Source organism: Phycobacter azelaicus, from assembly GCF_014884385.1.
Classification (GTDB): domain Bacteria; phylum Pseudomonadota; class Alphaproteobacteria; order Rhodobacterales; family Rhodobacteraceae; genus Phycobacter; species Phycobacter azelaicus.
The window spans coordinates 3,406,485-3,433,305 of record NZ_WKFH01000003.1 but is presented as its reverse complement, the minus strand read 5'-3'; the positions used below and the strand labels follow the sequence as shown (position 1 = coordinate 3,433,305).

General features: G+C 60.6%; 12 protein-coding genes and 1 pseudogene. 3 read left to right on the top strand and 10 right to left on the bottom strand.

The window, feature by feature from the left end; all coding sequences use genetic code 11:
* The 5 genes and pseudogenes from INS80_RS17480 to INS80_RS17460 form a co-directional block, all read right to left on the bottom strand.
* A complete protein-coding gene (locus INS80_RS17480; RefSeq protein ID WP_192966850.1) occupies positions 1-717 on the bottom strand; it encodes a 4'-phosphopantetheinyl transferase family protein in 717 nt (238 codons plus the stop codon).
* The gene (locus INS80_RS17475; RefSeq protein ID WP_192966849.1) at positions 714-5,312 is read right to left on the bottom strand and encodes a MupA/Atu3671 family FMN-dependent luciferase-like monooxygenase; all 4,599 of its coding nucleotides are present in this window, start codon (positions 5,310-5,312) and stop codon (positions 714-716) included. The genes INS80_RS17480 and INS80_RS17475 overlap by 4 nt, the downstream gene beginning before the upstream one ends.
* Entirely contained in the window at positions 5,309-6,361 is a 1,053-nt protein-coding gene (locus INS80_RS17470; RefSeq protein WP_192966848.1) for a glycosyltransferase family 2 protein, read from the bottom strand. The genes INS80_RS17475 and INS80_RS17470 overlap by 4 nt, the downstream gene beginning before the upstream one ends.
* Positions 6,362-6,366: 5 nt before the next feature.
* Positions 6,367-12,858, bottom strand: a pseudogene (locus INS80_RS17465) (type I polyketide synthase).
* Between the two features lie 276 nt (positions 12,859-13,134).
* On the bottom strand, positions 13,135-14,598 hold the full coding sequence (locus INS80_RS17460; RefSeq protein WP_192966847.1) for a hypothetical protein: 1,464 nt from the start codon (positions 14,596-14,598) through the stop codon (positions 13,135-13,137).
* Between the two features lie 227 nt (positions 14,599-14,825).
* Between INS80_RS17460 and INS80_RS17455 the strand changes: the two genes are divergently transcribed.
* Positions 14,826-15,581 carry a WecB/TagA/CpsF family glycosyltransferase gene (locus tag INS80_RS17455; RefSeq protein WP_192966846.1) on the top strand — a complete coding sequence of 252 codons (756 nt, stop codon included), beginning with the start codon at positions 14,826-14,828 and terminating at the stop codon, positions 15,579-15,581.
* Between the two features lie 109 nt (positions 15,582-15,690).
* Here the strand turns inward: INS80_RS17455 and INS80_RS17450 are convergent, their stop codons facing one another.
* Both INS80_RS17450 and INS80_RS17445 read right to left on the bottom strand, forming a co-directional pair.
* On the bottom strand, positions 15,691-16,683 hold the full coding sequence (locus tag INS80_RS17450) for a glycosyltransferase family 2 protein (RefSeq protein ID WP_192966845.1): 993 nt from the start codon (positions 16,681-16,683) through the stop codon (positions 15,691-15,693).
* Positions 16,676-17,764 (bottom strand): glycosyltransferase family 2 protein, encoded by a 1,089-nt coding sequence (locus INS80_RS17445; protein WP_192966844.1) that lies wholly within the window; start codon positions 17,762-17,764, stop codon positions 16,676-16,678. The genes INS80_RS17450 and INS80_RS17445 overlap by 8 nt, the downstream gene beginning before the upstream one ends.
* 174 nt (positions 17,765-17,938) lie before the next feature.
* Here INS80_RS17445 and INS80_RS17440 point away from each other — a divergent pair, with 174 nt between their 5' ends.
* A complete protein-coding gene (locus INS80_RS17440) occupies positions 17,939-18,904 on the top strand; it encodes a glucokinase (RefSeq protein ID WP_192966843.1) in 966 nt (321 codons plus the stop codon).
* On the opposite strand, the gene INS80_RS17435 is transcribed toward INS80_RS17440, so the two are convergent.
* The 3 genes from INS80_RS17435 to INS80_RS17425 all read right to left on the bottom strand — a co-directional run bounded on the left by INS80_RS17435 (position 18,888) and on the right by INS80_RS17425 (position 25,590).
* Entirely contained in the window at positions 18,888-22,340 is a 3,453-nt protein-coding gene (locus tag INS80_RS17435) for a translocation/assembly module TamB domain-containing protein (protein WP_192967327.1), read from the bottom strand. The two genes, INS80_RS17440 and INS80_RS17435, sit on opposite strands and share 17 nt — an antisense overlap.
* A gap of 47 nt (positions 22,341-22,387) precedes the next feature.
* Positions 22,388-24,199 (bottom strand): autotransporter assembly complex protein TamA, encoded by a 1,812-nt coding sequence (locus tag INS80_RS17430; protein ID WP_192966842.1) that lies wholly within the window; start codon positions 24,197-24,199, stop codon positions 22,388-22,390.
* Between the two features lie 158 nt (positions 24,200-24,357).
* The gene (locus tag INS80_RS17425) at positions 24,358-25,590 is read right to left on the bottom strand and encodes a urate hydroxylase PuuD (RefSeq protein ID WP_192966841.1); all 1,233 of its coding nucleotides are present in this window, start codon (positions 25,588-25,590) and stop codon (positions 24,358-24,360) included.
* 116 nt (positions 25,591-25,706) lie between these two features.
* On the opposite strand from INS80_RS17425, the gene INS80_RS17420 reads away from it, so the two are divergent.
* Entirely contained in the window at positions 25,707-26,636 is a 930-nt protein-coding gene (locus INS80_RS17420; protein ID WP_192966840.1) for a LysR family transcriptional regulator, read from the top strand.
* Positions 26,637-26,821: the final 185 nt, after the last annotated feature.

Below are 26,821 nucleotides of genomic sequence, written 5' to 3'. Positions count from 1 at the left end.
TCACTCCCCAAGCGAAGCTGTCGTAAAGATTATGCCCGCTCCGATGACATAGGCACCTTTTATTGCAGATCCACGTTTGAAAGGCGGTTGATCCGCGGTGAAACGGGCGATGAAATCCCCTTTTACCCCGGACGTGTGAACATCAGCTTCGATCTCCAACTCCATGCCATCAAATCCAAAATAGGCCTGGCTTATCGTGTGCTGGCACTTGTATGCTGCTTCCTTTGCCGAAAAGAGCAGTTTGCCCATCTGGCCAGGGTTTTCCTGCTGCGCCAGCCAGCTCAGTTCACTTGACGTGCAGATCGCGGGGCGCAGGTCTTCCTTTAGGGGGGTATCTTCCTCCACATCGATACCAACGGCTCTAAGCGGCGACACAGGAGTCACAGCGGCTATTGCGCAGCTGTGCGTGTGAGTGATGGATCCGGTGATCCCCCTGGGCCAAATGGGGGCGCGGGTCTGAGCCACCGTGATGGGCCGCGGTATCTGGCCTAAATCACGCATGGCTTGATGAGCCGCCGCGCGCCCTGCCGCAAACTCGCGGCGACGTTTGTCCACGGCACGCGGGCTGAGGCAGGCCAATTCCTCAGCAAAAGGCGTTGGCACCTGATCCATGGGGTGGAAAGCAGCAATGGCTACGCCGGGCCCGAAAAGCGGCCGGATCAGGTCCAGCCGCTCTTGGGTCAAGGTATGCGGGCGCAGCTGCGTCTTTGTGCTCATCCGGTTCGGGCTCGGCGGTTGGCACGCATGGCGCGCCGCTTTGACATGGTTTCGGACTTTGCCGCCTCGGCGGCGGCAGTCTCTGCCGTGTCTATCGGATTCGGTTCAGCTTGCGAACCGCCCGTCAGGCTTTCTACATGCTCTGCCAGCCCGGCCAGCGTTGGGAAGCGGAATATATCGGTGATCGACAGCTTCGGCACATCAAGCGCGGTGCGAATATCCCGGTGCGCCTGAACCGCGAGCAGAGAATGGCCACCAAGGACAAAGAAATTGTCCTGGGGGCCGATCCCGTCGAGGCCAAGGATCCGTCCCCAGATCGCTGCAATCTTTGCCTGCGCACCGGCCTTTGGCGCAGCTGCGGCTGTCGGCGCCGTTACGCGTGCCGGTTTCGGGTCGGGCAGGGCCTTGCGGTCGATTTTCTTGTTCGGGGTCAGCGGGAAGGCATCAAGCGTGACGATGTGACCGGGCACCATCACATCGGCCAGACGGGCGGCAAGCGCCTGTTTCAGTGCAGCCTCGTCGATCACCCGGGAGGCCGTGACGTAGCCGACGAGCTGCTCTCCGGTGCCAATCTTTCGGGGCATCACGACGGCGCCGGTAATATCAGGTTGTGCTGCAAGCGCGGCTTCTATCTCCCCGAGTTCTATGCGCTGTCCGCGGATCTTTACCTGATGATCGCTGCGACCCAGGAAATCGAGCCGCCCGTCCTCACGCCAGCGCACCAGATCACCAGTGCGATACATCCGGCCACCATTGAACGGATCGGGGACAAAGCGGTCCTCCGTCAGCTCTTCGCGCTGCCAGTACCCGGCCGTGACGCCATCGCCAGCAATGAACAATTCCCCCGGTGCACCAATGGGTTGTAGGGCGCCTTTCGCGTCAAGAACATAGACTTGTGTATTGGCGATGGGCGATCCGATGTCGGCAACGCCTGAGGGGGTGCCATCAAGGGTTTGCATTGTGGACCAGATAGTGGTCTCGGTCGGTCCATACATGTTGTGGATCGCGCCCGGACCCGCCTCGCGCAGATCGCCCACCAGATCGCCGGGCAGCGCTTCCCCTCCCACCAGAAGGTGCCGGAGATGGGGCAGCACCATGCGCGCTTCGTCGTGCTGCATGATCATGCGCGCCATGGAGGGCGTGCATTGCATATGGCTGACATCGTGGCGCAGGATCTGCGCCGCCAGCGAAAAATCATTCGGATCAATTTCTTGCGGCGCATTTGATAGGCGCAGAACCTCTGCCAACGGCTTAAGCCCATCGAGCACCACCTCCGGCGCGATGCCGTAGTCGATGAGGCAGGCGATCTCGTCGACGCCAATGCGTTTCAATTGCTCCACACGGGCGATGCCGTCCTGCACCGTGCCGAACAGGCCTGAGTCTTCGAAATAGCGCTCAAAAGCGAAATCGAGGATCGCGTCCAGCTCTTCTTCGGAGAGGATGCCAAGGTCCATCTCGAAAGGGTTGTTCACGCCCTTGGGTTTCTTGAAGGCCGGAAAGGCCCAGGCATATTGCTTGATGAGGCCCGCAGCAGAGCGCAGGTAATCCTTCATCGGCTCACGCGCGGTCTGTCGCGCTTCTTCGCGGGTATCTGCCAGGTAGGTATGCAGCATCAGCGTCACGGTGAAATCCGCCGGGTCGTGACCTGCACTGCGCAGGGCATCGTGATAGATACGGATCTTGCCCGCTACCTCGTCAATGCTTTGGCCCAGAAGGTGGGTGAGGATATTGGCGCCGATCTCTCCGGCTTCGCGCCATGTATCGGGGTTGCCTGCGGTGGTGACCCAGACTGGCAGCTCCTGTGACACCGGGCGCGGCTGGGTGATCACCGCATGGGTGCCGCCGTCCTTGCGCGGGAAGGCGACCTCATCGCCACGCCACAGTTTGCGCACGGTCTCAATCGCTTCATACATGGCGGGCTTGTTGGCGGGCGGCGTGTTCTCCGGGCGCAGGATGAAATCATCTGGCTGCCAGCCGGCGGCAAAGCCGATGCCCGCGCGCCCTGCTGTCAGATTGTCGATCACCGCCCATTCCTCGGCGATGCGGGCAGGGTGGTGGAGCGGGGCAACGCACGACCCCGACCGCACCCCAAGGTTCTGTGTCACCGCCGCCACCGCCGCCCCGGTAACCGAGGGGTTCGGGTAGGGGCCGCCAAAGGCGTGGAAATGCCGCTCGGGTGTCCAAACCGCGTTGAAGCCATGTCTATCGGCGAATTTCGCGCCTTCCAGCAGCAGGTTATATTTGCGCGGTCCAGGGCCGTCATCGTTGCCCCAATAAAACAGGTTGAAGTCAATTTTCCGGTCAGAGATGGCAATTGGACCGTTGGACAGCTGCAGGCGGCTTTCATCGCTGGACAGCACCAGTTTGAAGCCGCGCGACAGGGTCCAGAACAGCTCAAGCACCGAGATGTCGAAGGACAGGCTGGTCACGGCCAGCCAGGCGTCTCCGGGCTGGTGGGGAATCTTGGCATCCATGGCGGCAAAGAAATTCGCCACGTTGGCATGGCGCACCATCACGCCCTTGGGGAGGCCGGTGGAGCCGGAGGTATAGATCAGATAGGCCAAATCCTGGCCGCTTGCGCCGCCATCGACGGGCGTTTCCCTCGGATTGGGCGCCTCAGGTCCGTCCAGAACCAATATCTGCGCGTCAGAAGCGGGAAGACTCCCTTTCAGCGTCTCTTGCGTCACGATCACCTCTGCGCGGCTGTCAGAGATGAAATGCGCGATACGGTCTGCCGGATAGGCCGGGTCAAGCGGCACGTAGGCACCGCCTGCCTTCATCACCGCCAGTGCGGCCACCACCAGATCGGGGCTGCGAGAGACATAGATACCGACGTGGGACCCTGGTTTTATGCCCATCTCCTGCAGCTGTGCGGCGACGCCATTGGCGCAGGCCTCCAGCTCTGAGTAGCTGAGGCTCCGATCTTCGAACACCAGCGCGGTGGCGTCTGGCGTGCGGGTTGCCTGAGCTGCAAAGGCTGCATGAACGGTATGGTCCAGGTCCACGTCCACGCCGGTCTGGTTCCAGTCTTCCAGTATGAGCCGTCGCTCAGCTTCCGGCAGGATCGGCAGGTCGGCAACGCTTGCATCGGCAGCAGTCGAAGAGGAAATGGCCTCCAGAACCAGTTCCAGCCGCGCGGCGAGCAGCGCTGCGGCCTTTTGGTCAAGCTGGGCACCATCCACGTGGAGCGCAACAGCGCCATTCGCCCAAGAAACGGTGAGCGCGGATCCCGAAAGGGCCGCATCCCGTCCCATGGACAATCCGACGCCCGGCTGATCCTGTGGGGAAATCTCGGGCGCGCGGGCGACCAAATCCTTGGCGAAACCGCCGTATAACTTAGCCTTTTCAATGCCCTGAGAGGCTTTGTTCAGAGCGTTTAAAATACTGTCCGTGTGATGGGCCTGCAGGGGTACCCAGCCGGAGACGATGTCGGCCAGCGGATTCATATTCTCGGTCGAAAGAGCAATGTCGCAGGTTTCAACACCAGCGCTGCGTAGGGCGAAGGTCAGAACAGCCGCTGTGATATGTGCGTCGTTCAAACCTTCGGGCGCCTTGATGGATAAACGCTTGACGCCCTGGTCAACGGTTCGGCGTGCAAGTGGCACTGAAGCTGGCTGCATGGTGGCAAGGGCACGCCGCCAATGGTGTTCGCCCTTTTGCGTCGCAGCAAGGGCGGCAGTGATTTCATCTGCTTGGGCGGCGTCCCGGGTGGGAAGGACATCGCCCGCATTGCAGAGATCGAGGGCGGGAACGGCGCGCCCGGCCGGATCGCTAAATCCACCGAGGCGCACAGCACCAGTGAAACAGGCCACGGTCAGCCCGTCATTGCTGTTTTCAAGCACGCAGCCCGGAGTGCCTTCGCCTTCGACCGCTTCTGCCCGCGACACCAGATAGACCTTGTCATCGATGGCAATCTTAGGGGCACAGAGTGGGTTCCAGTAATCCCCGAAGTCAAGCGCACGAACAAGCCGGACAAGCTCTTCTGCCGGGCGTGAAAAGTCCAAAAGCGCACCGGCTACAGGGCGGTCTGCGCGGGCGTAATAGCTGCGCTGGCTGAGATCCTGCGGCTGACGGTTCAGGCTACCGGTCTCAAGCTGGTCGACCACCTCGCCAAAGCTGTCCATTGCCGCCGCATAGCATTTGGAATTTAGACTGAAAGCGGTTTCATCCGTCGCAATGTCGAACAGGCGCTGCGCGATGATATCGCCTTCGTCGATGCCGCCTTCGATCATGTGCCAGGTGATACCGTAGTCCTGAGCGCCTTCGATCAAGGCCCAGTTCGGCGCATTGAGGCCAGCGTAGCGCGGCAGCGGACCATCGTGAAAGTTCACCGCGCCTTTGGTAGCCCGTTGAAGGACCTGATCCGGAATGACGCGAAGATTTGCAATGGAGAGGAGCCAGTCAAAATCATCTTCCAACGCATTCAAATCATTCGGATTCTCAAGAACTGCGATGCCCTTTTCGGCAGCCCATTTTCGGATCGAGCCGTCTTGCGAGACGATGGCCGCGATCTTGTGGCCACGCGCCAAAAGCGCATCTCCACAGCCAACGGCTAGGGATTCATTACCAATGATGACCGATGAAAATGAGGTCATTTCTGCTCCTCCGGGAAGGGGGGGTGAAGGCGCGTTTCACGAATGGAAGTCTTTGGGCGGAGCATCGCGCGCAGCGCGTGCCGTGTCAGATCACGAACGAAGTACGGTGCATCAGCGGCCGGTTTGCCCTGGATGAGACGCCTGAGCCCATAAAGGCCTGATCCGCCGATCCGCGCGAGGGTCGCCAGCGCCGCATAAGCCGCCCCATGGTTTTTCACAAAGTAATGCAGGCGCGAGTCGAACCAGTAATGCGGTGTTCGGTCCCAGGATTTCATACCGGTTGAGGCCGATCCGATATGCGCGACCGTGCTGGCGGGGACAAAATGCGTGCGCCATCCGGCGCGGGCGGCGCGTTGGCAAAGATCGGTTTCCTCAAAGTAGAGGAAAAAGGTCTCGTCAAATCCGCCAATTTCCTCAATAACTTCGCGGCGGATCATCAGGCTGGCGCCTGCGGTCCAATCGACTTGCGTTTCGCTCTCTGGGATATCCATTGCAACGACCGAGTGGCGCAGCAAGCGGGTGACAAAACCGGTGCGGGCGGCCATCTCGAACTCGCCGGCGATAGAGGGAAAGCGAAACGCGGTGCGATGCGGGCTGTCATCGGTTCCATGCACGAAAGAGCCTGCAAGTCCCGCACCTGGGCTTTGCATCAGGAAATCGCGCAGCCGGGATATGGTTTCTCCTTCGACAAAGGCGTCAGAATTGAGAAGGTAGTAAAAACCTGGTGCGCTGCCATCAGGCAGCCCGGCCATCATGCCAATGTTCATTCCGGCGCCAAAACCGCCGTTCACTTCTGACCGGATCAGACGGACCTTATGGCTGTCCAGCCAGCCACGCCGGGCCGCGCCGTCCTGCAGTTCTTGCCAGGAATTGTCGCCTGAGCCGTTTTCAACGATCACCAGACCGCCGGGCAGCTCTTCCATTTCTGCCAGCGCGGCCTCGGCGGCCTGCAGCGTCATCTGCGGCGTGCGATAGTTCAGAATGATGGTCAGCACGCTGCTTTCTACAGTGTCGACCGGGTGTAAATTGCTGGCCTGAGATGATGGCATGGTTGCTACTCCGCGGCCTGATGATGTGCGCGGCTCTGCGCTCTTAGGCTATCGGAGAGATCAAGGCGCGCTTTAATCTCGGCTGCCAAGACGCTGACATTGGGGACCAAAACCATACTGTCGTGATTGCCCGGCACTTCAACCACTTCCACATTCGGCGCCCAGCGGGTCCAGTCGTTGTCGTGGAAGACATACTCTCGCTCGGCGCTGACAAAGCGGCCTCCAGATACTGCCCAGTGGCGGTCCAAGGGAGGACGGAAAAGGGCCACCTTTCCATCCCAGCCGCGCATCTCGTATGTCACAATCGCTCTGCGAAAAGCCAATTCGATGCGGCGATTGTTGAAGGCTGGTGTAGCGCCATCCTCGGCCGGTTTCACCCGGCGTTTTTCGAACTCCCAGGCAATCCGGTTGCGGGCCCATTCGGTCAGATAAGACGGGCCCTTGCGGCGGATTTCCTGGAGTTTGATCAGCGCCTTGTCCTTGCGTGTCAGGCTGGGGCGCACGGGCAATGGAGTGTCGAGCAGGATCAGGGCAGCGGTTTCCTCACCTGCAGCCTGCAATTGTTGTGCCATCTCGTAGGCGGTAATCCCGCCGCCAGAGAAGCCACCCAGGAGATAGGGGCCTTCGGACTGTATCTCTTTGACTTCGCGCAAGTAATCCGCAGCGGCGTCGTTAATGCGATCATGCGGCGCGTCGCTGCCAATCAGCCCGCGAGCCTGCAGGCCATAGACAGGTCGGTCCGCCCCAAGCATTTGAGCCAGATGCCTGAGGTTGAGGACATTGCCGAACATGCCCGCCACGATAAAGAAAGGCCGCCGCCCGGTGCCATCGCCCGGATGCAGCTTGACCAGATGCGTGAACGCGGGTGTGGCCGTATCGTCGTTCCCTTCGCTTGCGGTTTCCGCGCTGACACCGCCGCCGGTTCGCTCAATGATCCGGTCAGCCAGAGCCGCAACACTGGGAGCTTCGAACAGGATCGATAGCGGGAACTCCACGTCATAATCCCGTTTGATCTGCGCAAAAAGTCGAACGGCGATCAGGGAATGTCCGCCTAGATCAAAGAAACTGTCTTGCGTGCCCACCTGCGCCACGCCCAGGAGGGTCTGGAAATGCTCGGAGAGTCGCTCTTCCACTGCATTTGTCGGCGCGACATAATCGGTATCGAGCTCTGGACGTTCAAAGCTCTGGGTTTCTTTGTTTGAGACTTCGGGGCGGATCTCGGCCTCGGCGATCAGATCTTTCAGGTCCAGCGATGAGACGACGACCTGCGGCAGGCGCTGGTCTGTGGCGACACTCAGCGCACGCACGAGGGCCTCTCCGCCTTCATCTGCGCGGATCCCTTGTGTGATGTTGTGACGAAGGCGCTGCTCGTCCTTGGACAGGGGCTGGGCGCTGCTGCTGGGCGCCATAGCGATCTCAAGTGCAGTGACATCCTTTTCATCCGTTGCCGAGCTCTCAAAACCAGCCGCCAGTTTCTGCATGCGAAAGCCGTCGACCTCGACAAGGACTGCACCAGTCTCGTCGCTGATGGTAATATCAAAGAGCGCGGTATCCGGTGCACCGGTATCCTGCGCGGAAAGGCGCATGTGACTGTGGATCGTGTCGCTCAGGCGGGCGTGAATTCTGATCGCTTAATAGGATACTGGCACCCAAAGGGAAACGGGGCTGTACCCCGGCGCCAGAGACACGGCCCAGCCGGTTGCAAGGTCCAGAAGACCCGGGTGCAGGATTGCGCCATCGCCTTTCGCTGCGTCGGAAAGGCGCAGAGTGGCGAGCCCTTCACGTGCACCGAATGCCATCTTGTGCAAGACATGCCAGCGGGGGCCGAATGCGAGGTTCGCTTCCTGAGGGGAACATAGGCGGTTGTTTTGGGCAGGCTCTGGTGGCTGGCACCGCGCGCTGATGTCTTTTAGCGAAAGTGGCTTCGCCGGGGAGGCTTGCGCATAGGTCGCCAGCGCTTCGGCATGGAGCGCAAACCCGTCTTGCGCTGCGCTGTAGAAACTCAGCGCATAGCCATCTTCCTGTGCAACCAGGCGGATGAGCAAATCTGCTGGCTTGTCTTCAGCAACAACAAGAGGGCGCAGGAAATAGAAATCGCGAAGTTCAAGCGCGGGCAGGGTGCCTTCCTCGGCCCGTCCAAGTCCGGCAAGCGCTTCGGTGGCCAGTTCGATATAGCCTGTGCCAGGCATGACGGCGGTGCCATCCTTGGTGCGGTGCTCATCCAGCAGCCAGTGCTGCCGCGCATCAAGACGCGTTCGGTAGATGCGGTTGCCCGCTCCATCGAAGCCTTCACTGTCCCATAGCGGCTGCTCTGAGGGTGTCAGCTCGCTTGGCTCACCGCCTCCCTGCCGGGCGCGCAATGCATCGGCGGCCATGCCTGTATCCGCCCAGACGCCCCAGTCCACGGCGATGACGCGGGTCTGCCCGCCCGCGCGATGGGCTGCAAAGGCGTTGAGGTATTCGTTGGCCGCGATGTAGTCCACCTGGCCCGCAGGCGCTGTTACGGTGGAAGAGGAGGAGAAGAGCACCATCATGTCGAGGCTGCCATCCGGGAACAGCGCGTCCAGCACGCGCAATCCGCTAACCTTTGGCGCTAGAACCTTGCTGATCTGCTCCTCCGTTTTGGCCAGCAGCGGCGCATCGTTAATGTGGCCCGCACCGTGGATCACGCCGGTGATGGCACCAAAGCGTGTCTCGGTTTCTTCTACGGCACGCTTCATTTGGCCTGAGTTGCAGACATCCGCCGCCAGTGGCACTACTGTGCCTTTTTCGATGTTTTCGAGGTCCTGCACTGCGCGAATACGCTGTGCAATGCGGTTTGCCGGACTGTGCATCCGCAGGTGCCGCGCCCAGGTGTCGCGTGGGGGCAATCCGTCGCGCGAGATCAGCACGACATTAGCCTCAAAATGCTGCATCAAGTGGCGGGCGATCGTCAGGCCGATGCCGCCATAGCCGCCTGTGATCAGGTAGGTTCCGCCTGTTTTGAATACCGGCGCCTCGGCCTGCGGCAAGGGCAGGGCGCGCCAGTCTTTCTCAAACCGCTTTTCGCCGCGCCAGATCGCGGCAGCATTGATCGGCTCTGCCAGCATCTCTTCCAAAAGACGCGGGGTTATGTCAGAGGGCTGGGCGCTCCTCAGACGTGCCAGAAGACCTGTCGGCGCTTTTGGGAGTTCGATATCCACGCTCGTGCAGGTGAAGCCCGGCAGCTCGCGCGGGAGCATGCAGGCGGGGCCGACAATAAGGGCCTTTTCCGGGTTTGCCAGCGGTTCGTTGCCAAGCTGCGCTGCGCCCGTAGTGAAGACGGTCACATGGGGCGGCTTCGGCAGATCCATACTGCCAAGCTCCTGCGCCAGCGCCGTCAGGGAGTGAAATCCCATCTCCAGGTTGCGGTCAAAGAAAGAAGAGCCTGGGCGGAAGCTTTCTTTATCGGTTACCAACCAGAAATGTGCGATGCGGCTTGGGAGCATGTCTTCACGCTCCAGGTCGGCCAGAAGCGCGGCATAGCCCGCGCGCCCCTGCTCTGGCGCCAGCACAAAAGACGTTTCAGTGAGCTGTGCATAGGTATCGCCCGGGCGTACACGGGCCACCTTGTGACCGGCTGCTGTGAGCCTTTCAGCCGTCTTGGCCGCAAGCCCGATGTCATCTTCGAAGATCAACCAGATTTGCGGGTCCTGGCTGAGCTCTGTTTCGATGTCGAGGGTGCAATCGGCAAGGCGGGGGCGCCAGACCGGGCGATAGCCCCAATCGCTCAGGTCATCAGTTCGCACCAATGGCGCCGTCTCTTTGGCCTGTTTTGTGGTGCCAGGTTCGATGAAATAACGACTGCGCTGGAAGGCATAGGTGGGCAGGGAGAGGCGATGACGCGCGGCCTCGCCCCAGATCTGATCCCAATCAGCCTCATAGCCGCAGGCCCAGAGCCGCCCGATGACGCCAAAGAAATAGGCATCGTCCATCACGTTCTGATCCGGGTGTCGCAGGGAACTGAGGACTTGTCCGGGTTTCACCGCCGGGGCCATCTGCGCCAGTGCGCTCAGGGCCTTGCCGGGGCCAACCTCAAGATAGATCCGCCCGGCCACGGCACTCAAAGTTTCCATGCAGTCGGCAAACAGCACCGTGCCGCGCAGCTGGCGTACCCAATAGTCTGGATCGGTCGCTTCTTCTGCGGTCAACTGCTGTCCACTGCGATTGGACAGGATCGGGATTTGCGGCGCCGACAGGGTCAGACCGCGCAGGAAGGTGCCGTACTGATTGAGGATACCGTCCAGCATCCGCGAATGGGCGGCAATGTCGATCTGGATGCGCTGGTGGTCTATATCACGCGCTTTCAGCGTTTCCGCAAGACGGTCGAGTGCGGCCTGTGGGCCGGAAACGGCGGTCAGGTTCGGTGCATTCACGCTGGCGATATCGAGGTCATCACCGATGAGTGCCTGAACCTCCTCCAGAGGCAGGGAGATCGACAGCATGCCGCCGGCGGGCACCGTATCGAACAGCTGTCCGCGCAAAAGGACCAGGTCGATACAGTCCTCGAACGACAGAACACCGGCCAGACAGGCGGCGGTGTTTTCGCCCATGGAGTGCCCAACCATAGCCGAGGGGCGTACGCCCCAGCTTATCCACAGCTGCGCCAGCGCATACTCGACGATCATGATCAGCGGCAGCTGCACCGAAGGTTTCTGAAGCGCAGCGTTCGCGGCCTTCTCCTGTCCCTCTTCCGGGAGCCAGAGCGCGCGGATGTCATAGTCGAGGCTCGCCTGAAGATGATCCAGCCCGCGATCCATCCAGTCGGCAAAGACCGGCTCTGTCTCGTAAAGGTCGCGCGCCATTCCCGCATATTGCGCGCCGCCACCGGGGAACATGAAAACCACCTCAGGCGCGTCGCCGAGGTGATCATGGGTAAAGACTTGACGCGAGTCTGCGGCCTCAAGCAGATCTGCGGCCTCGGACGCTGTCTCCGCGACGACCACGCGGCGCTTGGCAAACCCGCGACGCCCTTCTTTCAGTGTATAGGCTACATCGGCAAGACTGGCCTCGGGGTTGGCGCGCAGCCAGTTCACCAAGGCGGCGGTGTTGTCGTCCAGCGCGCCTTTGCTTCGCCCTGACAGGCACAGAACGTGGAACGGAAAGTCGCTTTCCTCAGATGGGCTGCGCTCGGGCGCTTCCTCAATAATAACATGGGCATTCGTGCCGCCGACCCCGAGTGCGTTGACCCCTGCCCGGCGCGGCCCCTTATGGGGCGCCCAGTCGGTCAGGGACGCGTTCACCTTGAACGGGGAATGGTCGAAATCGATCGCCGGGTTCGGCGCCTCATAGCCAAGAGAGGCTGGGATCTGTCTGTGTTTCAGAGCCAGCGTGGCCTTGGCAAGCCCTGCCACACCGGCCGCGGTATCAAGATGCCCAATGTTGGTTTTGACCGAGCCGATGCGGCAATAGCCGACCTCGTCTGTGCTGTCGCGATAGGCCTCGGTCAGGGCGGTGACCTCGATCGGATCACCCAGATAGGTGCCGGTGCCATGGCACTCCACATAGTCAATCGTGTCAGCGGGCACATCCGCCGCGGCCAAGGCCTTTCGCACGGCTGCGGCCTGTCCTCCGACCGACGGTGCCAGGTATCCGGCCTTGTCTGCGCCATCGTTGTTGATAGCCGAGCCTTTTATGACAGCCCAGATGTGGTCTCCGTCGGCAACTGCGTCTTCCAGACGGCGCAGCGCGACAGCGCCCGCGCCGGAGCCAAAGACAGTGCCCTGCGCCCGGTGATCAAAGGCATGGCAATGACCGTCCGGCGACAGGATCTCGTTTTCCTTGTAAAGATAGCCGCGCCCCTGGGGCAGCTCGATGGTGACACCGCCTGCCAGGGCCATGCCACATTCGCCCTCGCGCAGCGCCTTACAGGCATAGTGGACGGCGACCAGGGATGTCGAGCAGGCAGTCTGGATGTTGACCGAAGGCCCTTTGAGATCAAAGACATGGCTGACACGGGTTGACAGGAAGTCCTTGTCGTTGCCGGTGTGACGCAACAGGAACATTCCGACCTCATCCACAAGGTCCGGGTTGGAGCAGATGTTGAAGTAGAAATAGCTGCCCATGCCGCATCCGGCATAGACCCCGATGGGCGCATCAAGGCTCTCCGGCGGGTGGCCGGCATCTTCCATCGCGCTCCAGGCGACCTCAAGGAACTTGCGGTGCTGGGGGTCGAGAATGGCGGCTTCCTTTGGGCTGAAGCCAAAGAACTCTGCATCAAACCTGTCATAGTCATTCAGCAGCGCCGCCGCAGGTACGTAGTTCGGATCGCTCAGGGCTGCGGGCCGTTCTCCGGCTGCAAGTAGGGCGTCTTCGTCGAGGACCTCAATGCTTTCGATGCCACCGCGCAGATTCTCCCAGAACGCCGCAGCCGATCCCGCTCCTGGTACGTCAACGGATAGACCGACGATGGCGATGTCGCCGGAATACTCCCGGGCATGTGCTTGGCTGTCGTCTTGCGTATCCAACTTGGTTGTCACCTTTTACGTTCCGGTGTTGTCAGCCCCCCCTCATGCCCACCTAGATGGAGCGCTGTTTCTAAGGTCTGTCAATCCCAATCGGCCCTTAGGTTTGCCTTGATCGCTGGGCAATTGCGCCAATCGCAAGCCTGTTTCAAATCATACGCGCATCAAAGCTGCCCCAAAGGCGGAGCTTTCCGTCGGCCAAATTGGGAAACCTATACGGCCAAGCTATGAACGGACGGTGATGAATTGTGCCTGAAACGGGAAAAAAATGAGGCAAAGCACCGATTTGGGTTAGAGGATGCTGCGAGATCCCCCTGAGGTTGTGGTGGGTGCCATGCTCTGTTGCCCGTCGAACAGGCTTCGTTTGCCGGAAAACACCTGTGGGTTTCGCAGACGTTCCGCGTAGCCCAGGACCGATCCGGCACAAAGCCACGTAATGGGGATAAGAGTGTCGTTGAGCAGCATGTCGGCCAGAGTCGCGGCCAGGATCAGGGCGATGGGGGCCGCAAGGGGCGAGACCTGCCTGTTCTGGCGGCGATGCAATTCGATGGCCAGCAGGAAGATGGGAAGCGTGAGAATGCCCATTTCGGCGATATAGCCGAGCCAGCCGAAAGTGCCGAAGGTGATGATCCAGCGGCCATCCGGGATTGAAATGATCTGTCCCGTTTCCAGGTCCCGGACCAGATTGCGACCCCAGCCGCCCCAACCGAACCAGGGTTTTTCGGCCGCCCGCGCGAGCATCATGGCCTCATTGTCAAAGCGATAGCCTAACGATTGAGCGCGCTCGGCACTGATTGCTTCGGCCTTGGCCAGGATCGCATCGGTCGGGATTACGCCGAGGTTTCTGAGCATCGGGTAGGTAATGGCAATGACCGCGATCAGCACCGCAAGCCGGATTTGCCAGCGCGCTGATGCAAGAGCGACAATGGGTACGATGGCAAGTCCATAGGCCAGCGAGGCGAGGCTTTTGCACAGGATCAGCACCACAAAAAGATAGGTCGCAGCAAATGCAAAGCGCGTACGATCCCTGTCCTTGGAAGCCCTGGCCAGGGCGGACGCTGCGACCACACAGGAGAAGATGAAGAACGCCAGCCATAGGGCGTGGGGCAGGAAGACGATGGGGCGAAATCCGCCCTGGCGCATCATTTGAGCAAAGTCATGCTGGAAGAACCCATAGATCCAGGTGTTGAGCTGCGGGCTGAAACGAACTTCGAACAATGCCGGCAGGCTGTAGGCAAGCCCGGCCAGACAAAGTGCCAGAAGCAGCTCTCTTTGCCCCTTTTCGTCAGAGAGATACCGGCGTGCCAGAAGGAATGGCATCAGCAGTATGGCCTGGTTGATGATGACCGAGCCAAGGTCGCGCCAGCGCAGTCCCGGCAAGATATCGGTAATGAAGATAATTGGATCCGAATTCTGCAGAACCCGGAACAGGATCGGATCACCATTTGTCAGAACCGTCGGAATTACGCAGGTCAGAAACAGAAGCACCAGCAGCCGTGCAAGCAAAGGCTGGGGCCAGATCGGCACCGGCTTGCGCAGCACATAGATACACAGGCCAAAGGCCATGACAGCAGGAATCGAGAACTTGTCCATGTCCGGGACGAGAGGCAGATCGAATTCTGCCAGCGGCGGCAGCAAAAGATACCCGGCAATGAAACACCACAGAATGGCTCGCTCCAGGGGCAGGCGCAGGAACAGTGTCAGGCTGACCAAGGGCCAGGCGATGAGCATCAGATATGCCAGGGCGTTGGGCATCGGCGCGCGGAGCTTTCCTATGCTGGGATGCGAGTGTTCAGTGGCGAGTCGGCGTCCGACCGTTTGTCTAAAAGTCTATTCAGTGTTTTCTATTCTGTCCCGAACGAAAGGAAAATCCGGTAAACAGATGGCAACACAGCAACAATATGACTCGCGGGACGTTGCTTTGCTGGCGCCACCGCCAACGGGACGCTATGAAAGCAGGGGCATCAAAGGGGAAAGGTCCTTTGTATTTCGAATACGAAGATCGAAAAATCACCGTAAACATTGCCGATAGAGCACAGCTGGAGCGTGAAGTTCTGGCGCGCCTCAGTGCGAAACGCGGGTTTTCGCTTGCGACGATCAACTTGGATCATATGGTGAAGCTCGAGCAGGATGCAGAGTTTCTTGCAGCTTATGCTGCCCAAGATCTTGTCGTGGCCGATGGGCGCCCTGTGGTCTGGCTGTCTCAGCTTGCCCGCAGGCCGGTCCACCTTATGCCGGGCTCTGATATGGTCATTCCCCTTTGCCGTATGGCAGCAGAAACGGGGGCATCGGTCTCATTGGTTGGTAGCACCAGTCAGGCATTGTCGGATGCGCAAGAGGCCCTGCTGGCCGCTGTGCCGGGGTTGGAGGTGACGTGGTGCCATGCGCCGTCGGGCGTGTTTGATCCCGAAAGCGAGGAGGCGGCAGACATCCTCACTGAGTTGGCCGAGAGACAGGTGGGACTTTGTTTTCTAGCGCTCGGTGCCCCAAAACAGGAGAGACTGGCGGCGCGGGGGCGCATCCTTGCCCCAAAAGTGGGGTTTGCTTCAGTTGGCGCCGGGTTGGACTTTCTGGGCGGGCACCAGCGCCGAGCGCCCTTGTGGCTTCGCCGAATGGCGCTTGAGTGGTTGTGGCGCGCGCTGAGCAATCCGATCCGGATGGTGCCACGCTACTTGAAATGTGTCGGCATTCTGCCCCGCCAGATTCGCGCGGCCCTAAGGCTCAGACGTACGCTCTGAGGCAGGCTAGGTGCGGGCCACCTTTGATCTGCCTTGCTTTTTTCCCCCGCGCCAACGTCCGGTCCGGCCCGAACGCTGGTGTCGCGACAGCGCGAAACGCCTGTTTCTGCTAGCCAGCAGATTTGTATTCGATGATGCGGCGAGACCGGCCGCGCAAGCGGTTCCAGTGGTATTCCAATACACCGACAGATTCTGGAAACTTCCCAAGGACAGTGAAAAACGCCTGCTCCAGAGGCATCGCGCGGGATAGTCTGAGGAATTGCAGGGGATAGATGGCAAGGGCCAACAGAGCCCAGGGGCTTATCATGACGCTGGAAAGCAGGGAGGCAGGCAACGCAAGCCCCCATAAAAGCGCCCGTCGTGTTTCTCGTACCCAATGCCGCTCAGGCGGGGCGCCATGGAGCGCGGCTCCTTCGGCAAAAGCATGCCCGGCGCGCCGGGCGCGTTTGGCCCATTGCTCGAAGCGTGTGATCTGGGCATCGTGGCGTGTCATCTCGGCATCAAGCCTCCAGATGCGCCATCCATTTTGGCGCAAACGCACGCAGAGTTCCGGCTCTTCGCCGGCAATCAGGCTCTCCCGGTATCCTCCGAGTTGTCTTAAAGGGCCGACTCGCATCAGGGCGTCGCCCCCGCAGGCCAGGGCCTCTCCGATGGGGGTGTCCCATTCTTGATCGCACAGACGGTTGTAGACAGAGACCTCGGGGTGCTGTTCGCGCCGCCTGCCGCAGACAACCGCAACATCGTCATGGTCCGCCAGAAAAGCGCTGGATGTTTCTAGCCACAGGGCATCAACCGTGCAATCGCCATCCACAAATTGCACCAGACTGGTGTCGCTCTGGTCATTTAGAGCCGCGAGTCCGGCGTTGCGAGCGCGAGCTGCCGTAAATGGTACGGTGAGATCCAGTTCCACGACCTCGGCCCCAATGGCACGCGCTGCAGCGACGGATCCGTCACTTGATCCGCTGTCCACGTAAATCAGCCGGTGCACTTGCCCCGCAAGAGATTTGAGGCAGTTCTTCAATCGCTCGCCTTCGTTGCGGCCGATCACCACGGCGTTGATAGGGGGCGGGGTGGGGTGCTGCTTGCGCGTGATTTCAGGCATTGCCGGTCCTCGCAGGGGCATCCGGGTGCATGCGCATTTGCTCCAGAAAAGCGTCGTAGTCATCGCAGCTTTTCAAGAAACCCGCCTCCTGCAGAGGTCGGTTTCCCTCGTACGCCCTTGCGGTTTCGGACCATAGCGACAGGTCAGGCTGCTTGGACATGCGCGCGACGCGCAGCTTGTCCTCACCATGCGCGATGGAGGCGGTCGCGACCGAAAGCCGGTCCCGTGCCAGTGAATCGTTGGCGAACTTATAGTGCTTGATCAGCGCGGTCATCGGGGCGACCTGCACGCCTGCCGCGGCATGAGGATGCACACCGGCTTCAACGGCCGGACCAACAAACACGAGGGGGTGTTTTGTGAGGCAACACTTCTCTCCAAATACCTTGGCCCGCACCCCGCCGAACAGAACCTCGGGCGCAGCATGGTTTGGCGTGTGGTTCCGCGCCAGAAAATAGGAAAGGCCGGTTTCCTCTGCATCATAGGGTAGGGATGCGATGGCGCTCAGGTCATAGAAGTTGAAGGCCTGAAGTACCTCGCGATAGGGCATCTGAGCGACATCGCACAGGGGGGCCTTGGGGAACATCTCAAGCATCTGCGCCATCATTGCCGTGTGGCCTTGGGAGGCAAGGTATCGAAGAAGGCCCTTCAGCCCGATGTCGGCCCGCCCGGGAAAGTCGAAGATTTCATCCATGTCGACAATCAGGCACCAACGGTTCTGTGCATAACGCTGCGCTGCGTAGCTACGAAACATGTTCTCGTAGGTGCCCCATGGCAGGCGCGACTGCAAAATAGCCGTGCCGGGGCGTTTGCGGATCTGCGCTATGGTGTCGTCGTCAGACCCATTGTCAAAGAACACGAAGTGCCGAATGCCGAGGCTCTGATAGTGGTCAAAGAAGCTGTCAAGATAGTAGCTTCCGTTTCGTACCAAGGCGATGATGGTGACGTCATTGCGCCCCGCAAACCTGCGACGGGGGCCGTGGATATGGCGCAGAGAGGCGAGAAACCGGAGGCGTTCCCTGTCGCGCCGGATGCGGTCGCACAGCCGCTGGGCCAATGGCATGCGCGCGATGCTGGTCGTCATGGCGTCTTGTCCGGTTGCGTTTGTCTATGGCCACCCTACGGCCAGAAGGCGACCGACGGCAAGAGGGCTGACAGTCACCGTGATGGTTGCGCCAACATTTCCGTTTTGATATTCGAAACAGCAGCTTTGGGTTGCATGATCCCGCGATCCGAATTGTCGAGGAGGGTGGGTGTAATGGCAACGGATCTGACCGTGCTTGTCGGCGATGTCGGAGGCAGCAATACCCGATTGGCGCTTGCGGGTCCTGAGATTGGTGTGACCGCGCTCAAGCATTTTTCCAACGATAGCTACTCCTCACTGGAGGAGGTACTCGCCGCCTATTGCGAACAACCCGATTTGCCGACTCTCGGCGGATGCTGTCTGGCCGTGGCTGGGCCGGTCTTTGGCGAGGCCTATCGCCTGACCAATCGGGACTGGCATGGCACTGCGCGGGATTTGCAGAACTGTCTGCCGCTGGCTTGCGATGGCCGTGTTGATGTCATCAATGACCTTGCCGCATTGGGGCACGCACTGCCGGTTCTGATGCCCGGTCAACTTTCCTCCCTTAGGGCGGGGAGGCAGCAGGGCGGGCAGGCGCTGGTTGCCGGGGTCGGTACCGGTTTCAACGTGGCCTTGTCGGCTGCGGGGCACACGGTTGAGGCCGAACTTGGACATGCGAGCCTGCCAGAAACCGTTGCAAGGGAATTGTCGCATGCTGTGGGAAAAGAGGTGCACGGCTTTGCCAGCGTGGAAGAGCTGTTTTCCGGCCGTGGTCTTGTGCGTCTCCACCGTGCGCTGGGCGGGGACCCTTCGGAAGAGGGCAGCCAGATCGTATCGGCATATCGCGACAAGGTTCCAGGCCATCCGGCAGAACGCACGATCCCGATCTGGGCGCGGCTCCTCGGTTTGTTCAGCCGTGAATTGGTGCCGGGTTACATGCCAGGGCAGGGGTTATTCTTAGCGGGCAGCGTGGCCCGCGGCGTCTTGGGTACGGATGCCCGGACCGAGTTCCTGAGCGCATTTGCCGAACCATGGGGCAAGCTCTCGCAGCGTGCGGCCGAAGTCCCGCTCTGGCTGATCACCGACGATGCCGCTGGGGTGAGCGGAACTGCCAGATACGCCATTGAGGCGGCAAGGGCGCGGCTCAGTAATCTCGCTTGAAAAAAATCCCGAGACCGGATTCACCGACGCTGTCGACCTTGCCTGTTACGGTCAGGTTATCGGTGACGTCCAGGTTGAGGCTCAACTCGCTTTCGCCGCGCGTATTCACGTCCAGATCGGTGTAAATGTTTTCAGCGATATAACCGCCCAGGCCCAATTGTCCGGCGCCCAGCTGGTCCATCCCGATATCTGCATCGTCTGCGCCCGTACTGTTGCGCAGGGTTTGAGTGGCTTTGCCGCTGCGCCCGCTCAGCGTCAAGGCAGACGAGGCAAGTCGCGCAAGCGCTAGGGGAGACAGATCCTTGATGTTGTCACCAAAGAGTAGCAAGGCCAATGCCTCTTCGCTGGGGCGGGGAGGCTCTGAGGTGACGACGATCTCTGGGGCATCAATGAGGCCCGAAATGCTGAGGGTGGCGCTGCCCTGTTCGGTCTGCGCCGACGAGCGGAAATCAAGATAGGGTGTCAGGTTGCCCAGAAGCGTGATCTGTCCCTCGTCCAGGGTCAGGCGGCGCCCGAGGATGTCAAAACTTCCGCGGATCAGGCCGATTTGACCGGATGGGCTGATCTGGTTTGTGCTGCCGCGCAAGTGAATACGCCCGCCCATCTCCGCACGCAGGCCGCGCCCGCGAGCAAAGACTTTTCGTGGCGCATCAATCACCACATCGAGTGCGGTTCGGGACACTCTGCTTGATGACCGGGCTTGTGTGCTTTCAATCAGGCCCGCACGCTCCCTTGTGGCCTGAACCGCTTGGGATGCGCCAATATGCGAAATCGTTGGTATGGGGGCGGCGGTGACCGATCCGGCGGCGGTGTTGAGGTTGATATTTGTCTCGCCAACGTCAATTCTCCCCCGCAGGCTGCTGTTGCTGGCCAGGGCGCCATTCAGTCTCAGGTCGCCGTTCAGGCGGGTGTCATAACTGAGATGGTCGGTCATGACGAGATCGCGAATGCCGATACTCAGATCGCTTTGGAAGGGCGGGGCCAGGGACAGCGGGCCGCTGATCTGAACCGTGCCGCTGGCGCCCGGGCTTGCGGTGACCTGCACCTGGGCCCGGCTGTTACCAAGTGAGAGGCTGGCGTTGATGGCGTCGATGCGCTGACCGGCCGATGGCAGGGCAAGAACCGATCCGGTCGTCGAAATCGTCCCGGAAAGGCTCTCCACAGCGGGCGGGCCTTTCATGGCAAGATCAAAGCGCGCGCTACCCTTGGCCAGGTTGGGTTTGATAAAAGGATTGGCGCCCTCCAGCCTCAGTTGACCTGAGGCAGTGGCATCGATGCTGCCGCTTGTCTCGGAATACGTACCCGCGACATCCACCGTGGTCTGTGCCGGCGCGGTCGCTGTGGCGCTGAGGCGCCACAGACCGTCGTCGCGCTGTGCGGTGCCTTGCGCCCGAACTGCCCCGGCGAGTTCTGGAACGAAGCGTTCCAACTCGTTCAGGGCCGCATCAAAATCAAATCGGGCGTCTCCGCTCAGGCTGAGTTCTCCGTTTACTGTAGCATTTGAGGAATGCGGCCCCTTTAGCCGTATATTGCCGGACAGCGTATCTGCGTTGCGGGTCAGGGTGGTCGAAAGCTCAAGCGGTCCGGGGGCTTCCGGCACCAGACGCTCAAGATGTTCCATCCTTGCGCTTGCGATCAATGAGCCGGACGAGCTGTTCAATGTGCCCTCTGCCGTCGCCGAGAGGTTGTCTCCGGCCAGCTCGAAGTGGTCGATACGTATGCCTTCTTCCCCTCGCGCTGCGACAAGGCGCGTCGTAATGGTACCGGAAAGAAGAGGATCGATCTGGGCAATGCCTGCGCTCAGATCCCGGCTAATCAACGTGATGTCGGCATCGAACCCACCCCACAGAGGGGTTGCAGTGCCTTTGATTCTGGCCTGCATTGCGCCGCCAAGCTGGTTTTGTGCTAGGAGCGAGAAACGCGACAGGTCTGATGCTGCCGCATCCAGATCCGCAGTGATCTTCATCCCGGTATCAAGGCCTGAAAAAGCGACATCTCCCACCAGCCGGTAATCAGTGCCTTCTAGCTGTAGGTCCGTCAGCCGAAAGGCAGAGTCGCCTTTCGTGCTCAGCCCGGTCTCCAGCGTAATCCGGTCCCCCACAGCTGCCGCCAGTGCCGTGTCGCGCAAGTCAACTCCGCTGACGTCGAGCTGAATCTGGCCATCCAGAACAGTGCCCTCAGCGCCGTCGCCCGCAGCCACCATGGTCCCTGAGGCGCGCAGCGTGGCCTCGGAAAGGTTCGCCTCCGGACGCGAAAGCTGCCGCAGGTCGCCTGATAACGCCCAATGCCCGGCAGCGGTCTTCTGCAGCGACATGTCAGCGCCCGCCAGCGTGGTACTGGCGCCAGGTATGGGCAGGATGATCGCTGCATTTCCCGCGGGCGGCGTGATCGCGGCTTTCAGGTTTGCGGTCTCGAGCCGTCCCGCGGCGCCGCTTGCAAGGGAGCCGGTTACGCGCAGTGCCTGCGTGTTCAGCGCAAGCGTATCAATGGAAAGGCCACCATCATTCTCGGTCTGCCCTCGCACCACCAGTCGCAGTCCAGGCCCGAAGAAGGGGCGGTAGTCCGGTTTGAGAAGCGGATCGATATCACCAGACAGGTCTGCCCTAAAGGATATGGCAGAGGTCCGCACGACTGGCTCATTCGTGTTCGAACTCGGCTCCTGCGTCGGCTGTGATGGTGTGGACAGAACAACCTGTCCTGCGAGGCGATCCTGCCCGTTGCTGCTTAGGCCAATCTCCGCGGCAAAATCACTGACCGGGCCGCTGCCTTTGGCGACAAGTTGCAGGTTTGGCCGCCCGGGTAGGTCTAGTGCCGTGGCGATCAGCCCGTCCGCGGATTCTGACAGGGTCAGATCCAGATCAATCTGTCGTGTCGATGAGACATATCCAGCTATCAGCGACAGCCGGTCTCCGGGTTTGTCGAGCCGGGCGATTTCCAGCTTGGAGCTGAGAGTCCCGTCGGCCAGCGTCAAAGCGCCGTTGATAGCTAGGCTGGATGACTGGCCCAGAATATCCTCTCCTAGATCAATGCGTGAGACACGGATCTCTCCCACTTCCACCGCAACAGGCAGATCGGGCAAGGCGAAAGGCGTTGCCTCGGGCGAGGGCAGAGCGGGATCTTCAGGGACGGGGTTCGGCGTACGGGTGACAGTGATCGCCGCGGCGCTGAGCGTATTCACGGAAAACCGACCTTGGATCAGCGCAAGGCGATTCCAATCCAGCTTTGCCTCATCAAGGATCAGCCATACGCCGTCGTCATCCGCCACGGTCAGGCGCTTTATCGTAGCCTCGGACGATAGCGCGCCCGTCAGCCCCTCGACCGAGATATAGCGGCTGTCGCCAGAGAGCGTATCTTCCAGAAAGCCGACAAGGAATCCGTCGCTGTCCGCGGATGCCCGCTCTTGCGCAGGGGCTGAGGTCGGCAGGCTACCGATCATGGCGGCGACCAGCAGGAGGCTCCGGGCGAAGAAATGGCCAAAAAAACTCAAAATGCCTGTCCTATGCCAATGTAGAGTTGTGCGCCGTCTTCGTTGCCACCAGTGACAGGGTAAGCCAGATCGACCCGGATGGAACCGATGCCCGCAATCGAATACCGGAGGCCAAGCCCTGCGCCAGAATGGCTTGTAGAGCTGCTCGTGATGAAGCTGTCCGCGTCAACATAGGCGTGATCGTAAAAGCCGACGACAGAGATCTTGTCAGTGACCCTCCCGCGGATTTCGCCCGAAAGGGCCAGGAAGCCGCGGCCGCCTGCGGTACCGCCCGCCACGGGCACGCCGAGAGACTGATACTCATGCCCGCGTACAGTGCCACCACCGCCGGAAAAGAACAGCATGGTGGGGGAGGTGCCGCTGTGGGACGGGCCAATGACCGAGCCGAGCTGCGCCCGTCCCGCCAGGATGATGCGATCATCTTGGCCAAGTCCGAGATAGCTTCTAGCATCCAGAGTCACCTGAATGCCCGGATCGCCCCCATCGGCGCCAAAAAAGGGCGAAACCCTCCCGCTCATGAACAGGCCTTTGGAAGGCTCCGTCGCACTGTCGCGCCCGTCGAATTCCGCCCGCAGACTTGCAAAGACGTATTTGAAGCGGCGTTTGCCAAAGGCATCGGTGGCCAGTATCGAATCGAACCCAAGCACAGCTTCGCCATAAAGCTGGTCCGAGTAGACCCGTCGTACGCCGATACCACCCATGCCATGAACGGCGGTGAAATGCTCCTGATCCAGGCTTTCGGCCTCGGTCATGTAAAATATGTTGTCATCAGGTCCCAGCGTCGCGGGTCGATCAAGCCGCAGGGCAACACGCCCGTCGATATCGTCACTGCCGCCAATGCCACTGATGCGCGCCTCGAACCGTAGTTTCTCGGCGCCGCCAAAAAGGTTTCGGTGCATCCAGCTTGTGGTGACAGACAGTCCTTCGGTCGAACTCACCTCAGCACCAAAGGTTAGCCTGCGGGGCGGCATGTCCTCGACCGTCGCGGTGAAGTTGATCGTACCATCTGGCTGCGCCTTTTCCGCTTCCTGGAAAGAGACCGAGGAGAAAGTACCGGTCCGGCGCAGACGGGCCGCAGACCGTGTGATCAGATCGGGGTGATAGGTTTCGCCTTTTGGAAAACCGGCGATCTTGCGAATGACGTCCTCACGGACGCGGCTAGGCCCCGACACGGCCATATCTCCAAAGCGCAGGCGCTGACCGGGGCGGATGGTCAGCCGTGCATCAAGGGTGGCCTTGCGGTGGTCAGCCGTGATCCTTTGTGGTCCAAGCGTGGCCTTTGCATGACCCGCGCGCCGCCAGGCGCGGATGCCACTGTTGGCGGCATCGCGGATTGCGCCTGTGCTGGCGGGCGCGCCGCTGGCAAATCCTTGGGGCAATTCGGTGTCGCTGTCCTGTGGCAAGGGCACAATCTCGGTTCTGCCAAACGTAAACAGTGGGCCGACATCGACGGTTATTTCGATCTCATCGATGCGTCGGGGCGGGTTAATGGGATCGATGCGCGCAGCTTCACGCCCGTCCAGACGAATATCGACAACAGGGGCAAAGTGCCCGGCATCGTAAAGCACCTGAACCAAGGTGCGGTAATCCGACAAGGCCGCAGCCAAGAGGTCCTGCACGTCACTGTCCTGAGCCGCAGACAGAACGGCGGAAGCCTCTGTCAGGCGCGTCGTCAGCTCTGCAGGCGCCCCAGGCGCAGAAAGTCGTGTCTCAGCGCCGTAGGCCGGAGCGACGGACAGGGCCGCGCAGGTCAGCAAAACTGGCACCAAACCCTTGAGGGCGGTGCGGGCTTTCGGTTTTGACGGCATCGGCTCTCCGGGCAGCGGCGGACGATTTTGGGCGGGGTTCTTAGAACCCGTGCAGTAGCCCAGACCGTACCACAGAGCGTGTCGAGGTAAAGGCGCCAAGGTATCAAATGCGCGGCTGCGGAGACGGCTTGGCGGATCGGCGCCAAGAGCCGGGATACTTACATTTGCGCAGCGCGGAACCAGCGACGGATGGCGGCGCGGTCCTCGGGCTCCATATAAGTGATGTTGGCCGGGGGCATGGCATGGGTAAGGCCGGCCTGCAGATAGATTTCCCGTGCACGACGGGCAACATCGGCCCCTGTCTCAAGCAGGACGCCTTTGGGTGCCGTGCGAATCCCGTCCCAGAAGGGCTCGCGCGCATGGCACATGCTGCAGCGGCCCATGACGATCTCATGCACTTCGTCAAAACCCGCGGTGTTGGCCATGACAAGGGCGGTTCCGGTCAGGTCGGCTGTGTCGGTCTCTTCGTCGCCTTCGTATTCGAGGCCTGCAGTCGACAAGATGATCACGCCAAGAAACAGCAGTACTGTCACAAGCCAGGTCCAGGTGGGATTGCCCGCGCGGGCGTGGCGTGTGTTGAAGTAGTGCCGGATCGTCACCCCCATCAGAAAGACCAGCGCTGCGATCAGCCAGTTGTAATCGCTGGCAAAGGCCAGAGGGTAATGGTTGGAGAGCATCAGAAAGATGACCGGCAGGGTCAGGTAGTTGTTATGGGTCGAGCGCAGCTTGGCGATCTTGCCGTACTTTGCGTCTGGCATGCGCCCCTCTTGCAGGTCTTTCACAACGATGCGCTGGTTCGGCATGATGATGAAAAAGACGTTGGCTGTCATGATGGTGGCGGTAAAGGCGCCAAGGTGCAGCATCATGGCGCGGCCGGTGAAAACCTGGTTGAGGCCCCATCCCATCGCCACCAAGAGCACAAAGAGCAGGACCATCAACAGGGTGGGACGTTCGGCCAGACCCGACTTGCAGAGCTGGTCGTAGACGATCCAGCCGATCGATAGGGTAGCCGCGGAGATCAAGATCCCCTGCCAGAGGGTCAGGTCCGCCTTTGACTGGTCGATAAGGTAGAGCTCTCCGCCTGCCCAATAGACCACCATCAATAGGGCAAACCCAGAGAGCCAGGTGGAATAGCTTTCCCATTTGAACCAGGTGAGATGCTCGGGCATCTCGGAGGGCGCCACCAGATACTTGCGGATGTGGTAAAAGCCGCCGCCATGGACCTGCCATTCCTCGCCATGGGCGCCGACGGGCAGGTCGGGCGCCTTGCGCAGGCCCAGATCCAGCGCGATGAAGTAGAAAGAGGATCCGATCCAGGCGATGGCCGTGATCACATGCAGCCAGCGGATCGCAAAGCCCAGCCAATCCCACATCATCACAAGTTCATACATGCGCAAAAGTCCCTGATTTGTGCCGCCGCTGCACACTAGGCAAAGCGGCTTTTCTTCGGTATTGCAGATAAATCCCAAGCTGTATCAAAAATCATGGAAGAATGGCGAGCCGCCCCATGTCTTATCTCGACAATATCCGCACCTTTGTCCGTGTCTATGAGCTTGGCTCCATGTCGGCGGCGGGGCGGGATCTGAGGATCTCACCGGCTGTAACTTCGGCACGAATTTCGCAGCTTGAGGATTATCTGGGCGTACGATTGTTTCAGCGCACCACGCGCAACCTGTCTCCAACCGAACAGGGGCAGGCGTTTTATCCGGGTGCGGTCTCGGTGCTGGAGGCGGTGGATCAGGCCGAAGCAAAGGTGATGCACCTGACCGATGCGCCGCGCGGTACCCTGTTTGTTGCGGCGCCTTTGGGGATGGGGCGGCGGCTGGTTGCGCCGCAGGTGCCGGAATTCCTGGCTGAGTACCCTGAGATCAACATGCGTTTGCGCCTGTCGGATCGTGCCGTGGATCTGACAACGGAAGGCCTGGATCTGGCGTTCTTTCTTGGTCAGCCTGCGGACAGCAACCTGAAAATCCGCAAGATCGCCGATTGCCGGAGGGTTCTATGTGCGGCGCCTGACTACATCAACAGGAGAGGGATGCCGACAGATGGCGCGGCGCTACTACGAGACGGGCACAATTGTCTCAATCTGCGCTATCCCGGTGCCAGCGAGTTCCAGTGGATGCTGGAGACGGCCGAAGGCCCGCAGCGGTTTGCCGTATCCGGGCGCCATGAATGTGACGACGGGGATGTGCTGACCGATTGGGCTTTGGCGGGTGAGGGGATTGCGCTGAAACCGGTGTTTGAGGTTGCGACGCATCTGTCAGCGGGGCGTCTGCTGCCTGTGGCAACGAAGACGCTGCCGGTGCCGGTTCAGATGGCTTGCCTATATACGCATCGTCGCCATCAGGATCCAAAGACGCGACTGTTTATGGATTTTATGACTGAGCGAATGGCCCGTGTCATCAAAGAGGCCGAAGCCCGTACAGATCTTGTTTAATTGTGTCGGGCCCAGAGTTGGGCCGGGCGCCGCGTTGCGGCCCGTAATTGCAGTGAGTCGCTGCCGTTCAGCGCAGGCTGCGTTGCGGCGCTTCTTGACGATGAGGCGCTGCTGCGCAGCGCTAAGACAATGCTGAAAAGCGGTTCAGGGGCAGGTCTGCCCTGAACGCGCCCTTTCCAGTGGCT

Excerpts from the sequence above, each read along its gene's own strand:
- INS80_RS17480 (WP_192966850.1), bottom strand. The coding sequence starts at position 717 with ATGAGCACAAAGACGCAGCTGCGCCCGCATACCTTGACCCAAGAGCGG.
- INS80_RS17475 (WP_192966849.1), bottom strand. The coding sequence starts at position 5,312 with ATGACCTCATTTTCATCGGTCATCATTGGTAATGAATCCCTAGCCGTT.
- INS80_RS17470 (WP_192966848.1), bottom strand. The coding sequence starts at position 6,361 with ATGCCATCATCTCAGGCCAGCAATTTACACCCGGTCGACACTGTAGAA.
- INS80_RS17460 (WP_192966847.1), bottom strand. The coding sequence starts at position 14,598 with ATGCCCAACGCCCTGGCATATCTGATGCTCATCGCCTGGCCCTTGGTC.
- INS80_RS17450 (WP_192966845.1), bottom strand. The coding sequence starts at position 16,683 with ATGCCTGAAATCACGCGCAAGCAGCACCCCACCCCGCCCCCTATCAAC.
- INS80_RS17445 (WP_192966844.1), bottom strand. The coding sequence starts at position 17,764 with ATGACGACCAGCATCGCGCGCATGCCATTGGCCCAGCGGCTGTGCGAC.
- INS80_RS17440 (WP_192966843.1), top strand. The coding sequence starts at position 17,939 with ATGGCAACGGATCTGACCGTGCTTGTCGGCGATGTCGGAGGCAGCAAT.
- INS80_RS17435 (WP_192967327.1), bottom strand. The coding sequence starts at position 22,340 with ATGATCGGTAGCCTGCCGACCTCAGCCCCTGCGCAAGAGCGGGCATCC.
- INS80_RS17430 (WP_192966842.1), bottom strand. The coding sequence starts at position 24,199 with ATGCCGTCAAAACCGAAAGCCCGCACCGCCCTCAAGGGTTTGGTGCCA.
- INS80_RS17425 (WP_192966841.1), bottom strand. The coding sequence starts at position 25,590 with ATGTATGAACTTGTGATGATGTGGGATTGGCTGGGCTTTGCGATCCGC.
- INS80_RS17420 (WP_192966840.1), top strand. The coding sequence starts at position 25,707 with ATGTCTTATCTCGACAATATCCGCACCTTTGTCCGTGTCTATGAGCTT.